This window comes from Gordonia iterans (assembly GCF_002993285.1).
GTDB classification, from domain to species: domain Bacteria; phylum Actinomycetota; class Actinomycetes; order Mycobacteriales; family Mycobacteriaceae; genus Gordonia; species Gordonia iterans.
This window is the reverse complement of record NZ_CP027433.1, coordinates 1,325,474-1,338,977: the sequence shown is the minus strand read 5'-3', so window position 1 is coordinate 1,338,977 and position 13,504 is coordinate 1,325,474. Positions and strand designations below refer to the sequence as shown.

Annotated in this window: 13 protein-coding genes; 10 read left to right on the top strand and 3 right to left on the bottom strand. The window is 70.0% G+C overall.

The window, feature by feature from the left end:
* Nucleotides 1-3: 3 nt before the first annotated feature.
* Nucleotides 4-1,125: an FtsX-like permease family protein gene (locus tag C6V83_RS06270; RefSeq protein WP_234353893.1), complete on the bottom strand. Its 1,122-nt coding sequence runs from the start codon at nucleotides 1,123-1,125 to the stop codon at nucleotides 4-6.
* On the opposite strand from C6V83_RS06270, the gene C6V83_RS06265 reads away from it, so the two are divergent.
* From C6V83_RS06265 to C6V83_RS06245, 5 genes are all read left to right on the top strand, one after another.
* Nucleotides 1,126-2,295, top strand: coding sequence for a sensor histidine kinase (locus C6V83_RS06265; RefSeq protein WP_234353892.1), 1,170 nt, complete (start codon nucleotides 1,126-1,128; stop codon nucleotides 2,293-2,295). It abuts the gene before it with no gap.
* Nucleotides 2,292-2,924: a response regulator gene (locus tag C6V83_RS06260; RefSeq protein ID WP_105941669.1), complete on the top strand. Its 633-nt coding sequence runs from the start codon at nucleotides 2,292-2,294 to the stop codon at nucleotides 2,922-2,924. The genes C6V83_RS06265 and C6V83_RS06260 overlap by 4 nt, the downstream gene beginning before the upstream one ends.
* Before the next feature lie 132 nt (nucleotides 2,925-3,056).
* Nucleotides 3,057-3,524 carry an FMN-binding protein gene (locus C6V83_RS06255; protein WP_105941668.1) on the top strand — a complete coding sequence of 156 codons (468 nt, stop codon included), beginning with the start codon at nucleotides 3,057-3,059 and terminating at the stop codon, nucleotides 3,522-3,524.
* Nucleotides 3,521-4,432, top strand: a complete 912-nt coding sequence (locus tag C6V83_RS06250) for an FAD:protein FMN transferase (protein ID WP_105941667.1) — start codon at nucleotides 3,521-3,523, stop codon at nucleotides 4,430-4,432. The genes C6V83_RS06255 and C6V83_RS06250 overlap by 4 nt, the downstream gene beginning before the upstream one ends.
* Nucleotides 4,433-4,436: 4 nt before the next feature.
* Nucleotides 4,437-5,996 carry an FAD-dependent oxidoreductase gene (locus C6V83_RS06245; RefSeq protein WP_159067457.1) on the top strand — a complete coding sequence of 520 codons (1,560 nt, stop codon included), beginning with the start codon at nucleotides 4,437-4,439 and terminating at the stop codon, nucleotides 5,994-5,996.
* Nucleotides 5,997-6,010: 14 nt separating this feature from the next.
* Here the strand turns inward: C6V83_RS06245 and C6V83_RS06240 are convergent, their stop codons facing one another.
* Nucleotides 6,011-6,682, bottom strand: a complete 672-nt coding sequence (locus C6V83_RS06240; RefSeq protein ID WP_105941665.1) for a trimeric intracellular cation channel family protein — start codon at nucleotides 6,680-6,682, stop codon at nucleotides 6,011-6,013.
* A 101-nt stretch (nucleotides 6,683-6,783) separates the two neighbouring features.
* Here C6V83_RS06240 and C6V83_RS06235 point away from each other — a divergent pair, with 101 nt between their 5' ends.
* Together C6V83_RS06235 and C6V83_RS06230 are read left to right on the top strand one after the other, a co-directional pair.
* Nucleotides 6,784-8,484, top strand: a complete 1,701-nt coding sequence (locus C6V83_RS06235) for a fumarate hydratase (RefSeq protein WP_105941664.1) — start codon at nucleotides 6,784-6,786, stop codon at nucleotides 8,482-8,484.
* 113 nt (nucleotides 8,485-8,597) lie between these two features.
* On the top strand, nucleotides 8,598-9,656 hold the full coding sequence (locus tag C6V83_RS06230; RefSeq protein WP_105941663.1) for a multicopper oxidase family protein: 1,059 nt from the start codon (nucleotides 8,598-8,600) through the stop codon (nucleotides 9,654-9,656).
* Between the two features lie 13 nt (nucleotides 9,657-9,669).
* Here the strand turns inward: C6V83_RS06230 and C6V83_RS06225 are convergent, their stop codons facing one another.
* Entirely contained in the window at nucleotides 9,670-10,185 is a 516-nt protein-coding gene (locus C6V83_RS06225; protein ID WP_105941662.1) for a helix-turn-helix domain-containing protein, read from the bottom strand.
* 61 nt (nucleotides 10,186-10,246) lie between these two features.
* On the opposite strand from C6V83_RS06225, the gene C6V83_RS06220 reads away from it, so the two are divergent.
* The 3 genes from C6V83_RS06220 to C6V83_RS06210 are packed head-to-tail and all read left to right on the top strand — an operon-like array spanning nucleotide 10,247 to nucleotide 13,491.
* Nucleotides 10,247-11,452 carry a benzoate/H(+) symporter BenE family transporter gene (locus C6V83_RS06220; protein ID WP_105943761.1) on the top strand — a complete coding sequence of 402 codons (1,206 nt, stop codon included), beginning with the start codon at nucleotides 10,247-10,249 and terminating at the stop codon, nucleotides 11,450-11,452.
* 40 nt (nucleotides 11,453-11,492) lie between these two features.
* Complete coding sequence (locus C6V83_RS06215; RefSeq protein ID WP_105941661.1) at nucleotides 11,493-12,902, top strand: class II fumarate hydratase; 1,410 nt, start codon at nucleotides 11,493-11,495, stop codon at nucleotides 12,900-12,902.
* Between the two features lie 28 nt (nucleotides 12,903-12,930).
* The gene (locus C6V83_RS06210) at nucleotides 12,931-13,491 is read left to right on the top strand and encodes a Uma2 family endonuclease (RefSeq protein ID WP_105941660.1); all 561 of its coding nucleotides are present in this window, start codon (nucleotides 12,931-12,933) and stop codon (nucleotides 13,489-13,491) included.
* Nucleotides 13,492-13,504: the final 13 nt, after the last annotated feature.

The window sequence follows — 13,504 nt, the reverse complement described above, 5'->3', positions numbered from 1 at the left end:
TTCCTATCGGTTGAGAGCGGTCAGCGGATCGACGGTCGTCAGCGGACGCAGGGCCAGCGCTCCGCCGAGCATGCCGAGTAGGGCCATCGCCGCGGCGGGAAGCAACACCCCGACGACGCTGAGCTGGATCGGCACGGTCCCCGACACCGCCCACGCGATGATCACCCCGGTGACCGTTCCCGCGGTCAGTCCGGCGCCGAGCACCACCGCCGCCTGGCCGAGGCCGTCGCGCAGCAGGTATCCCCGGCCGGCGCCCATGGCCCGCACCACGGCGAGCTCCGGGAGGCGGCGTCCGGTCCACACTGCGAAGAAGGCACTCACGACCACGGCGGAGATCAGCAGCAGCAGACCCTGGATCAGCAGGAGCGAGTTGTGTTCCGAGGAGTACCCCGGGATCAGGTCCAGACGATCGGAGCCGACTGCCGTCGTGACCCCGGCGACCCCCTCGACGTCGCGAGTGAGGACCATCGCGGTCACCTCGTCGCGGTGCGCCACTTGACGCCACAACTCCAGGGGCACCTCCGCGACGGGCGAGTGCGCGAACTCCAGCGTCGGGGAGACTTCGGCGACCCGGGTCGCGACGCCGCCGACCGTCACCTCGTCGCCGACACCCAGACCGAGCGCGCTCGCGGTCTCCGGCCCGATCCGCACGCCGGAGGCGGCCGCCGGATCAGCGCCGTCGCGGCCGAACACCGCGACCGCCGAACTCGTCCCGCCGCGCGCCACGCCGGACATCACGATGCCCAGGGGGCGTGCTCCGGGGTCGACGGCGCGGATCGCCGCGACGGCGTCGGCATCGAGTCTGCTGTCGACCAGGTTCGCTGCGGCCCCGCCCGCGTCGGTCTGCACCGCCAGACCGGTACCGGGCAACGCCTGAATCGCCGAGGTGGACTCCTGCTGCAAGCCGCCGGTGAGCGCGGAGAGCACCACCACCATGAACGACATCAGCGCGATCACGCCCGTCATCAACCCGAATTTTCCCGCCGCGCGGCGGATCTCTCGCCATCCGATGAACACCTCTCCAGCGTGGCCGCTCGCCTCGCTCGGCGAATCGCGCGGAAGCACCGTTTCCGGATCCATCGAAAGTTCGAGGCGGACGGCGCGCCGGATGCGGATACTGGACACGTGTCCGCAGCCGCTCGCGTCTCGCTGACCGCCGACCGGTACATCCAGTGGGGCGGCCACCTGCTGTTCGCCGTACTGATGGCGGTCGGACTGGCCAGGGCGCTCGTCGACGCCCGCGGCCCGGCGGTCGCCGTCGTCGCGGGCGCCGCTGCGGTGAGTGCGTGGTACCTGTTCGGCGTCGCCGCTATCTCACTGCGGCACAAGCAGATCCAGACGCCGTGGACCGTGGTCTTGGTCGCCGGATGGGCGGCGCTGACCCTCTGGTCCCCCGCCTTCGTCTGGCCGGCCTTCGTGCTGGCCATGCTGTGCTGGCACTTCTTGCCCCGGCCGCTCGCGGTCGCCTTCGAACTGCTAATCGTCTCCGTCTCGGTGCTCGCGTCCCTCCGCGGCGACACCGTCGGCGTCGGGGCCGTGATCGGGCCGGTGATCGGCATCGCGACCGCGATCGCGGTGACCGAGGCCGTCCACCGGATCGTCGACGCCGCCGCCGAACGCGCGGCGCTCTCCCGGGAGCTTGCTCTGCTCGCCGAGCGCGAACGGCTGGGCACGCAGATCCACGACGGGGCGGGCCAGGCCCTCGCCGGGATCGTCATGCTGCTGCAGTCGGCCGCCGATCCGTCGACCGCCCCGGCGCAACGACACGCCCAGACGGCCACCGCTCTGGAGATGGCGTCGGCCGCGCTGACCCAGACTCGCATGTTCCTGCGCGGCCTGGACGGCGGCGAAGTGCCCGACGGGCCGTTGACCGTCGGACTGCAGTCCGCGGTCGCGAAGGCTGCACGCCTGGGCCTGCCGACCGAGTTGCACGTCCACGGTGCCCTGGACGGGCTGGACGACGAGGCCGGCGCGCTGCTGCTGCGAGCGGCACAAGAAGCGCTCGCCAACGCCGTCCGGCACGCCGGCGCCACCCGCGCGGTGGTGACCCTCACCGCACTCGGTGACGAGGCCCACCTCGACGTCGTCGACGACGGCGTCGGGTTCTCCCCGGCCCGGGCCGCCGGCGGCACCGGATTCGGGCTCCGCGCCCTGGCCACCCGGGCAGAGCGGTGCCGCGGAGCGCTGACCGTGGACTCCGAGCCCGGCGACGGCACCACGATCCACGTGTGCGTACCCTTGAGCGATCCCGCGCTGCCCACCGAAGCGCCGCCGCCACAAGGAGGTTCGGCGTGATCCGGATCATGCTGGTGGACGATCATCCGATCGTCCGCGCCGGACTCCGCGCCGTCTTGGAGCCGGTGGACGACTTCGAGGTCGTCGCCGAAGCATCCGACGCCGGGGAAGCGACCGCGTTCGCGACCGGGCAGCACATCGACGTGGTGCTGATGGATCTGCGCCTGCACGGCGCCGAGCCGGGCGGTCGGGACGGAGTAGCCGCCACCGCCGACCTCCGCGCTCTGGACCCGGCGCCTCAGGTGCTGATCCTCACCACGTACGCCTCCGACGCCGACGTCGTCCGGGCGACCGAGGCTGGCGCCATCGGCTACCTGCTCAAGGACACCGCGCCGGACGTCCTGATCTCCGGAATCCGCAGCGCCGCCGCCGGCCAGACCGTCCTCAGCCCGCCCATCGCCGCCCGGCTGCTGGACCGCATGACCTCACCGGCCCAGGCGCTGACCGCCCGCGAGCTGGACGTGGTGGAGCAGCTCGCGGTCGGCGGATCCAACCGCGAGATCGCCAAGCGCCTCTTCATCTCCGAAGCCACGGTGAAGTCACATCTGGTGCACATCTTCGACAAGCTCGGCGTCACCAGTCGCACCAGAGTGGTGGCGGTCGCGCGCGAACGCGGACTCGTGTCCTGACGGTCCGCGGCACCGATCCGGCGCACCCGCACAGCGGACTCACAGGATCAAGCATGGATTCGCGGAGCTTTCCTCGCAATGATGGATTCCGACAAACCGTTCGCCGGACTCCGAGCCCCAGGAAGGCCTCCCATGGCAGCCACGACCAGTACGCGCTTTCACCTCCGCAAGACCTTCGCGATCGCTGCCGCCGCGACGAGCCTGTTCCTGTTCAGCGGCTGCTCCGACGACGGCGACGCCGCCACCGCCACGTCGAACACCGTCGCCGTCCGCTCGGCCGACACCGAGGCGAACACCGGTCGATACCGGGCCGGCACCTACACCGCCGAGGGCACCTACACCAACCCCGGCGGCACCTCGGAGGTGACCGTCGAACTCACCCTCGACGACGCGGGCACCATCACCGCGGCTACGGTGACCCCGGAGGCGACCGGCGGCAACTCGCTACAGTTTCAGACCCAGTTCGCCGGCGGGATCTCCGACGAGGTGGTCGGCAAGTCGATCGACGACCTGGACGTCAGCAAGGTGTCGGGGTCGTCGCTGACCAGCGGCGGATTCAATCAGGCGGTCGACAAGATCCGCGCCGAGGCGTCGGTATGACCCGCGGCGCCGGTGCCGACCCGGCGCCCGCGCACACAGCGGAATGGGTCTTCGACGCCATCGGCACGCGCTGGCAGATCGACACGCCGCGCGCCCTCACCGAGTCCGAGCGTCGCACCGTCCTCGAGCTGACCGAGGAGTTCGACCGTGGATGGTCGCGGTTCCGCCCGGACTCGGTGGTCTCCGCGGTCCGCTCGGGCCCGGGACGGTACCGGCTGCCCCATGACGCCGGTCCGATCATGGAGCTCTACCGCACCCTGTTCGAGTTGACCGACGGCGCGATGAGCCCCGCGGTGGGCGACGGACTCGAAGCGCTCGGGTACGACCCGGAGTACACGCTGCGCGCGGGCCCGCCGCGGCCCGCACCGTCGTTCGCCGACCTCGACTGGGTACCCCCGTATCTGGTCACGCCCGTCCCCGTGGTGCTCGACGTCGGGGCAGCCGGCAAAGGCTACCTCGCCGACCAGGTCGCCGGCCTCGTCGCGCAGACCCTGGCCGCGGACCAGAGATCCGAGCACGCCGGCTCCTTCACCGTGGACGCGAGCGGCGACCTGGTCCGCCGGGGCGCACCGATCCGGGTCGCCCTGGAACATCCCTGGGCGCCGACGACCGCGGTCGGGGTCGCCGACCTGACGGACGGCGCGTTGTGCGGGTCGGCGGTCAACCGTCGTGCGTGGGGTGACGGACTGCACCACGTCCTCGACGCCCGCACCGGCGTGCCGGTGGCGGGCCCGGTCGCGACCTGGGTGGTCGCCGACGATGCGCTGATCGCGGACGGGCTGGCCACGGCATTGTTCTTCGTCGCGCCGGAACGTCTCGCCGAGGCGTTCTCGTTCGAGTACGTGCTCATGCCCTCGCGCAGCGAGCTGCGCCGGTCCCCGGGCTTTCCCGGCACCGTTTTCCGCTGACGGAGTGACTGTGAGACATCTGGACGACCTACTCGGACGGGTCACCATGTACCGCCTGGTGACCATCCTGCTCGCTCTGCTCGCCGGGGTCGCGTTCGTGCTCAGCGCCACCGGCGTGCTGGACCGATCGATCTTCCCGCTCCGCCAGATGGCCCTCGCGCTCACGGTTCTGCTGGTCGCATCCGTGGCGTCGAGCCGGCTGTTCGGACTCTTGTTCCGGCTCCGGCCGCACACCGAGTCAGCGGTGATCACGGCGCTCCTGATGTGGTTCCTGTACTGGCCGCCGGCGACGTCGTCGTCGTTCGCCTGGCTCGCCGGGGCCGCGATCCTGGCCAACGCATCGAAGTATCTGCTGGCCGTGCGCGGCCGCCACGTGTTCAATCCGGCGGCAGTCGGCCCACTCCTGGTGGTCGTGATCCAGCAACTGATGAGCATGTCGCCGGGCGATCGGCTGTACACCACCTGGTGGGTCGCCAACGAGCCGATGCTGCCGTTCGTGGTGATCGGGGCGCTGCTGGTGCTGCGCCGTACGCATCGGGTGTGGCTCGGCGCGGTCTTCGTCGCCGTGGGCGGAATCTTGATCTTCGCGAGTCTGCTCGCCCTGGGCACCGAGACGTCGTCCGCGGTCGAGCAGACCTTCTACTCGTATCCACTCGTCTTCCTCGCCGGGTTCATGCTCTCCGAGCCGCTCACCCTGCCGCCCAGGCGGTGCCAGCAACTCGGCGCCGCCGCCCTGGCCGGGGTCGTCGTCTCCCTGCCCGTGCTCTGGCCGGCCCTGACGGACCGGCCCTTCGAGGTGTGGGCCTTCACCTCCACCACCGAACTCGCGCTGATCGCCGCCAACCTGGTCGGTCTCGCCTGCGGGCAGCGCCGCGGCATCCGGCTGCAGTTCCTCGGCAAGCGGGAGCTCTCGGATTCGGTGTGGGAGTTCCGGTTCGAACCGATGCGCCCGGTGCGGTTCACACCGGGCCAATACCTGGAACTGGACCTGCCGAACAGGGGCGCCGACCGCCGCGGCACGCGCCGGATCTTCAGCATCTCCTCACCTCCGGATCAGCGGGAGTTGACCATCGCACTCCGCATCCCCCCGGAGCCGTCGACCTTCAAGCAGGCGCTGGCGGCATGCCGGCCGGGAGACGTCGTGCGCGCGACGAGCGTCTCGGGCGACTTCGTGCTGCCCCGCACCGGTCGGGTCCTGCTGGTCGCCGGCGGGATCGGGATCACTCCGTTCGCCAGCCAGCTGCGGGCTCTCGACACGCACGACGTCGACGCCGTGCTGGTCTACGGCGTTCCGGACGCGCACGACGTGGCCTACCGCGACGTCCTGATCGCCGCGGGGATTCCCGTGGTGCTGGTGGCACCCAGCCCGCCGGACGACCTCCCGCCGGGATGGACGCACGTCACCGGCACCGCGATCCGGGCCGACGAGCTCACCGCAGCGATCACCGACCTGGGCGCCCGCCGCGCCTACGTGTCGGGCCCGCCCGCGATGGTGCACACCGTGCGCGGGTCGCTCCGCCGCCACGTCGCGGGGACGCGCAGCGACTACTTCAGCGGTTACTGACCTGGCCGCCGAGCTCACTCGTCGAGGAGTCCGGCTTTCCGGTCCCGCCGCACATACCACGGTTCCGGGCCGTGCCAGCCCAGACCGAGCGAGGCCAGGCGCAGCGCGGTCGCGATCACCGCGCACGCCAGGCCCATCCACGGCTGGTAGTCGGTGTAGCGGAGCAGCAGGGTCACCACGGTCGCACACAGCAGCGCCGGAATGGCGTACAGGTGCTGCTGTGGGCGCAGCACGCTCGGAATCTGTCCGGTGAGGACGTCACGGATCACGCCTCCGCCGATCGCGGTCGTCATCCCCAGCAACGCCGCGCCCGGCGCGTTCAGCCCGGCCTGGTGGGCGACGACGGTGCCGGTGACCGCGAACAGTCCCAGTCCCACCGCGTCGGTGACGTCCAGGGGCCACCGGGTGAGCCGGACCGGCGGCCGCCACACGCAGATCACCGCCCCCGCCGCGACGGCCGTCCCCAGGTACTGCATGTTGGTGAAGGCCACCGGCGGATTGTTGCCGATGATCAGATCCCGGATCACGCCGCCGCCCAGGGCGGTCGCGACCGCCAGCAGCAGGACACCGACGATGTCGAGCCGGTGACGCACCGCGACCAGACCCCCCGACAGCGCGAACGCCGCCACCCCGGCCAGCTCGCCCACGTGCTGCACGGTCGATACCGCGTCGTTGATACCCGCCACAAGACCACCACCCTAGTGGCCCGGGTCGACCGTCGGCGCAGATCCGACTTAGGATGCACTAATACGCAGGTCAGAACGGGTACGCCGTATCATCTGCCCTTGTGAGTGAATCAGCCCCAGCCCCCGAATTCCTCTACTCCGACCTGCTGCCCGCGGATCACGACGACACCCCGTATCGCCTGATCACGACGGAGGGCGTCTCGACCTTCGAGATGGACGGCCGGACCTTCCTGAAGGTGGATCCGGAGGCCCTGCAGAAGCTGACCGCCGAGGCGATTCACGACATCAGTCACTACCTGCGCCGGGGGCACCTGCGCCAGCTGCGCAAGATCATCGACGACCCGGAAGCCTCCGGCAACGACCGGTTCGTCGCGCTGGATCTGCTCAAGAACGTGAACATCTCGGCCGGCGGCGTCCTGCCCATGTGCCAGGACACCGGCACCGCGATCGTGATGGGCAAGAAGGCCGAGGGCGTGCTGACCGGCGCCGACGACGCCGAGCACATCTCGCGCGGCGTCTACGACGCGTACACCAAGCTGAACCTCCGCTATTCGCAGCTGGCGCCGCTGACGATGTACGACGAGAAGAACACCGGGACCAACCTGCCCGCGCAGGTGGAGATCTACGCGACCGAACAGGGCCCGAAGGGTCCGGAGTACAAGTTCCTGTTCATGGCCAAGGGCGGCGGCAGCGCCAACAAGTCGTTCCTGTTCCAGGAGACCAAGGCGATCCTGAACCCCAAGAAGATCCTCTCCTTCCTGGACGAGAAGATCCGCTCCCTCGGCACCGCGGCCTGTCCTCCCTATCACTTGGCGGTGGTGATCGGCGGTACCTCCGCGGAGTTCGCGCTCAAGACCGCCAAGTACGCCTCTGCGCACTACCTGGACAACCTGCCGACCGAGGGCAGCATGGCCGGCCACGGCTTCCGGGACACCGTGTTGGAGGACGAGGTCTTCAAGCTCACCCAGTCGTTCGGCATCGGCGCGCAGTTCGGCGGCAAGTACTTCTGCCACGACGTCCGGGTGATCCGTCTGCCGCGCCACGGAGCGTCGTGCCCGGTGGCCATCGCGGTGTCGTGCTCGGCCGACCGTCAGGCACTGGGCAAGATCACCGCCGACGGCGTCTTCCTCGAACAGCTCGAAACCGATCCCGCCCAGTACATGCCGGACGCCGGGGTAGCCGAGGACATCGAGGGCGGCGAGGTGGTCCAGATCGATCTCAACCGCCCGATGGACGAGATCCTCGCCGAGCTCACCAAGTACCCGGTCAAGACGCGCCTGTCGCTCACCGGTCCGCTCGTCGTCGCCCGCGACATCGCACACGCGAAGATCGCCGAGCGGCTGGAGGCGGGTGAGCCGATGCCCGATTATCTGAAGAACCACCCCGTCTACTACGCGGGCCCGGCCAAGACCCCCGAGGGCATGGCGTCCGGCTCGTTCGGCCCGACGACGGCCGGCCGGATGGACAGCTACGTCGAGCAGTTCCAGGCCGCCGGCGGCTCGATGGTGATGCTCGCCAAGGGCAACCGCTCCAAGCAGGTCACCCAGGCCTGCGACACGCACGGCGGGTTCTACCTCGGCTCCATCGGGGGCCCCGCGGCCCGGCTCGCACTCGACTGCATCAAGAGCCAGGAAGTCATCGAGTACCCCGAGCTCGGTATGGAGGCGGTCTGGAAGATCGAGGTGGAGGACTTCCCCGCATTCATCGTCGTCGACGACAAGGGCAACGACTTCTTCACCGACCCCTCCGGCGCGGTGAGCGTCCCGGTCAGCGGGGTGCGGATCCGCTCCAAGGAGCGCTGATCACACCTCCGGAACGCGCCGGGTCAGCCCCGGGAAGCGAGCGACGTCGCGGTCGAGGGTGTGGGTGCGAACCCTGAAACCCACCCTGAAATGCGGGGGAAGCCGTTGATCGACTGACGCGACGGCCCGCATGGTCGAGAGATGACCAGCCGTCACGCCCGCACCTCGCTCCCACACTGCGAGCGGCACGCGGCGAGCGGGTCCGGATCAACGTCACCAATCGCCTCGGCGAGGCGAGCACCCTTCACTGGCACGGTATGCGCCTGCCCGCGCGGATGGACGGCGGTCCGCATCAGATGATCGAGCCGGGCGCCACGTGGACGCCTCAGTGGACCGTCGATCAGCCCGCGGCCAGCCTCTGGTACCACCCGCACCCGCACGGCGCGACCGCCCGTCACGTCTACCGCGGGCTGGCCGGGATGTTCGTCATCGACGACGAGGCCGAATCCCGGCTCGACCTCCCGCGCCGCTACGGCGTCGACGACCTCCCGATAATCGTGCAGGACCGCAAGTTCCACGACGACGGCACACTCGACACGTCGGTGTCGCTGTTCCAGTCCGAGGGCATCGTCGGCGACACCGTGCTGGTCAACGGCACACCCGGTCCGTACTTCGACGTCACCACGCGCACGGTGCGCTTGCGACTGGTCAACGGCTCCAACACCCGTCCGTACACCTTCGTGTTCGACGACGACCGCGAGTTCGCCGTCATCGGCACCGACGGCGGTCTGCTGCCCACACCGGTTCCGGTCCGGTCGCTGCCGTTGTCACCGGGCGAGCGCGCGGAGATCGTCGTGACTTTCCGGCCCGGCGAGCGAGTCCGGCTCCGCAGCGCGCCCACCGACACCGAGATCTGGTCGGTGACCAACAGTGGGGATGCGGCGCACAACTTCCACATCCACGACGTCCAGTTCCAGATTCTCGACGTCGACGGTCGCGCACCCCCGCCGCACCAGCGCGGCTGGAAGGACACGGTCTGGGTGCCGCGGAACCAGACGGTCCGGCTGATCATGCGCTTCTCCCACCACACCGACACCGCGGTCCCGTACATGTACCACTGCCACCTGCTCCGCCACGAGGACGAGGGCATGATGGGCCAGTTCCTCGTCGTGCCTCCAGGAACGAGCACCGACCCCGCCGACTACTCGACACGCACGGGCGGGCACCACTGACGAGCGCGGCGCGTCAGCGCGGGGTGACGATCACGACCACCGCCTCCGCCGGTCCGTCGGGTGCGGCGAATCGGTGACGCCGGTCGCTGACCCAGGTATGCGTCTGCCCCTCACCGACTCGGCTCTCCGCCCCGACCGGTCCCGCGAGCACCTGTCCGAGCACGACAGTCAGATGCTCGGTCACGCCGGAACCGTGTGACGGCGACACGTGATCGGCGCCGGCCGGGAACTCCAGCCGGAACACCTCGACGGTGCTGTGCGGCAGGTGCCGCACCGACAGCAGCACCGTGCGCATCCCACCGTCCGCCGCCGGGTGCACTCCCGAGGTCTCGCCGACCAGCGCGGTCAGCGGCACGTCGAGGGGTTCACACAGCGCGTACAAGGTCTCGACGGTCGGATTCCGACCGCCCGCCTCGATCTCGGAGAGCGACCCCTTCCCCACCCCCGCTCGACGGGCCAGCTCCGAGAGACTCAGTCCACGTCCGAGGCGGATCTCCCGCAGGCGACGCCCCACCTCTGCCACATCCATCCCTCGATGATACGTTCCGAGAACAGAACGTTCCGCAAACAGAACGAATCCGGAGGTGGAGATGAATCGGACCCCGATCTCAGTGCCTGTGAGCGCCGGTGTCGTGTGCGCACTGGTGGGTTTCACGTCGTCGTTCGCGGTGGTCCTCGCCGGTCTTCGCGCGGTCGGCGCGAGTCCGGGACAGGCCGCGTCGGGATTGGTCGCCGTGAGCGTCGCGATGGGTGCCGCGTCGATGCTACTGTCGTGGCGCTTGCGCATACCGGTGACGTTCGCCTGGTCCACCCCGGGCGCGGCGCTGCTCATCACCACCGGGACGGTGGCCGGCGGCTGGCCCGCCGCCGTCGGCGCGTTCATGGTCACCGCGGTCCTGCTGGTCACCACCGGCCTGTGGCCGGCTCTCGCGCGCCTGGTGACCCGCATCCCGCACGGCGTCGCCCAGGCCATGCTGGCCGGCGTGCTGCTACCGCTGTGTATCGCGCCGGTCACCGCGCTCGCGGAGGATCCCGCGGCGATCGCGCCGGTGCTGGCGGTGTGGCTCGTCCTCCTGCTCACCCGGCCCCGGTGGGCGGTGCCGGGAGCGTTCGGTGCCGCGGTCGTCGTGATCGCGGTGACGCTCGCCCGGAACCACGACGTCCCAGCCGCATCGGCGTGGATTCCGCACCTGGAGCCGACCGTCCCGACGCTGACGCTGCAGGCGCTGACCGGCATCGCCCTTCCCCTCTACATCGTCACGATGGCGGCGCAGAACGTTCCCGGCGTCGCGGTGATGGCCGGCTTCGGCTATCAGGTGCCGTGGCGCGCCGCCCTGACCGTGAGCGGATTCGGCTCCCTGTTCGGCAACCTCTTCGGCGGGCACGCGATCAACCTCGCCGCCATCAGCGCCGCGCTGGCCGCGGGCCCCGACGCCGACCCGAATCCACAGCGGCGATGGGTAGCGGGCTTCACCACCGGAGCGGTGTACCTCGGACTCGGGCTCGTCTCCACCGGGCTGTGCGCCGCTCTGCTCGCGGCCCCGCCCGGCGTGGTCCAGGCAGTGGCGGGCGTGGCACTGCTGAGCGCCTTCGCCGGAGCGTGCGCGGGAGCGATGGCCGACGAGCCGGCCCGGATCCCGGCCGCGGTCACGCTCGTCGTCGCCGCCTCCGGCACCACCCTCGCAGGGGTCGGCGCCGCATTCTGGGCACTGGTCGTCGGCGTCGTGCTGCACCGGCTCCTCCGAGCGCGCACGATGTCGGAAGCATCACAACCCCGACCCGGACCGGCACGTTAGGGTTAGGCAAACCTAATCGCCACCGTCGAGGAGCAGTCTGATGACCCAGTCCGAGGAGACCCGGTACCGCATCGAGCACGACACCATGGGTGAGGTGAAGGTCCCCGCCGACGCGTTGTGGCGGGCGCAGACGCAACGCGCGGTGGAGAACTTCCCGATCTCGTTCCGACCGCTCGAGCGCACCCAGATCCGCGCGATGGGACTGCTCAAGGCGGCGTGCGCCACGGTGAACAAAGAGCTCGGCCTGCTCGATGCCGCCAAGGCCGACGCGATCGTCTCCGCCGCGATGGAGATCGCCGACGGCGAGCACGACGACCAGTTCCCGATCGACGTGTTCCAGACCGGCTCGGGCACCAGCTCCAACATGAACGCGAACGAGGTGATCGCGTCGATCGCCAAGCGCAGTGGCATCGAGGTGCATCCGAACGACGACGTGAACATGTCGCAGTCGTCGAACGACACCTTCCCGACCGCGACGCACGTGGCCGCGACCGAAGCCGTGGTCAAGGATCTGACGCCCGCGCTGCAGCACCTCGCCGACGAGCTCGGCGTGAAGTCCGACCAGTGGCGCACCGTGGTCAAGAGCGGCCGTACCCACCTGATGGACGCGGTCCCGGTGACCCTCGGCCAGGAGTTCGGCGGGTACGCCCGGCAAGTGGAGGCCGGGATCGAGCGCGTGACCTCGACGCTGCTCCGCGTCGGCGAACTGCCGATCGGCGGCACCGCGGTCGGCACCGGCCTGAACGCACCCGCTGGCTTCGGCACCAAAGTGGTCGCGGAGCTGCAGCGCCTCACCGGCGTCGACGCCCTCCAGCTTGCGCAGGACAACTTCGAGGCGCAGGCCGCGCGCGACGGGCTCGTCGAACTGTCCGGCCAACTGAAGACGGTCGCCGTGTCGCTGACCAAGATCGCCAACGACGTCCGCTGGATGGGCTCGGGACCGCTGACCGGCCTCGGCGAGATCCTGCTCCCTGATCTGCAGCCGGGCAGCTCGATCATGCCGGGCAAGGTCAATCCGGTGCTCCCCGAAGCCGTGACTCAGGTCGCCGCGCAGGTGATCGGGAACGACGCCGCCGTCACCTGGGGCGGCGGCAACGGCGCTTTCGAGCTCAACGTCTACATCCCGATGATGGCGCGCAACGTCCTGGAGTCGATCTCCCTGCTGGCCAACGTCTCCCGCCTGTTCGCCGACCGCTGCATCAGCGGCCTGGTCGCCAACGAAGAGCGGCTGCGCACGCTGGCCGAGTCGAGTCCGTCGATCGTCACCCCGCTCAACAGCGCGATCGGCTACGAGGAGGCCGCGGCCGTCGCCAAGCAAGCGCTCAAGGAAGGCAAGACCATCCGGCAGACCGTGCTCGACCGCGGCCTGATCGGAGACGCCCTCACCGAGGAGGAGTTGGATCGCCGCCTCGACGTCCTGAAGATGGCCAACCTCGACCGCGAGCGGTAGGCGCTCAGCGACGGGCCGAAACACTACGATGACAGCCATGACCACCCAGGCGCACGGACTGCCGTACGGACGTCCGCTGACGTATGCCGACCTGGAGACGATGCCCGACGACGGGCATCGCTATGAACTCGTCGACGGGGTCCTCATCGTGAGCCCCGCTCCCGTCACCAAGCACCAGCGAGCCGTGGCCCGATTGACGGTGGCGCTGTTACCCGAGTGCCCTGAGGGTGCAGAGGTGCTCCCGGCACCGTTCGACGTCGTACTGGACGATCACACCGTGATTCAGCCGGACCTCGTCGTCGCGCGCAAGGCCGATCTCACCGACCGCAATCTTCCCGGCCCACCGCTGCTCGCCATCGAGATCCTCTCTCCGTCCACGCGCGCCATCGACCTCGCCGTGAAGAAGGACCGCCTGGCTCGCGCCGGCTGCCCGCAGTACTGGGTGGTCGATCCCGACGAGCCGTCGATCACCGCGTGGGCTCTGCACGACGGCGAGTACATCGAGACGGCACACGCGACCGGAGCCGAGCAGTTCTCGGTCACCGAGCCGTTCCCGGTGACTTTGACGCCCGACTCCCTCGTCGCCTGACCGCGCGCCGAGT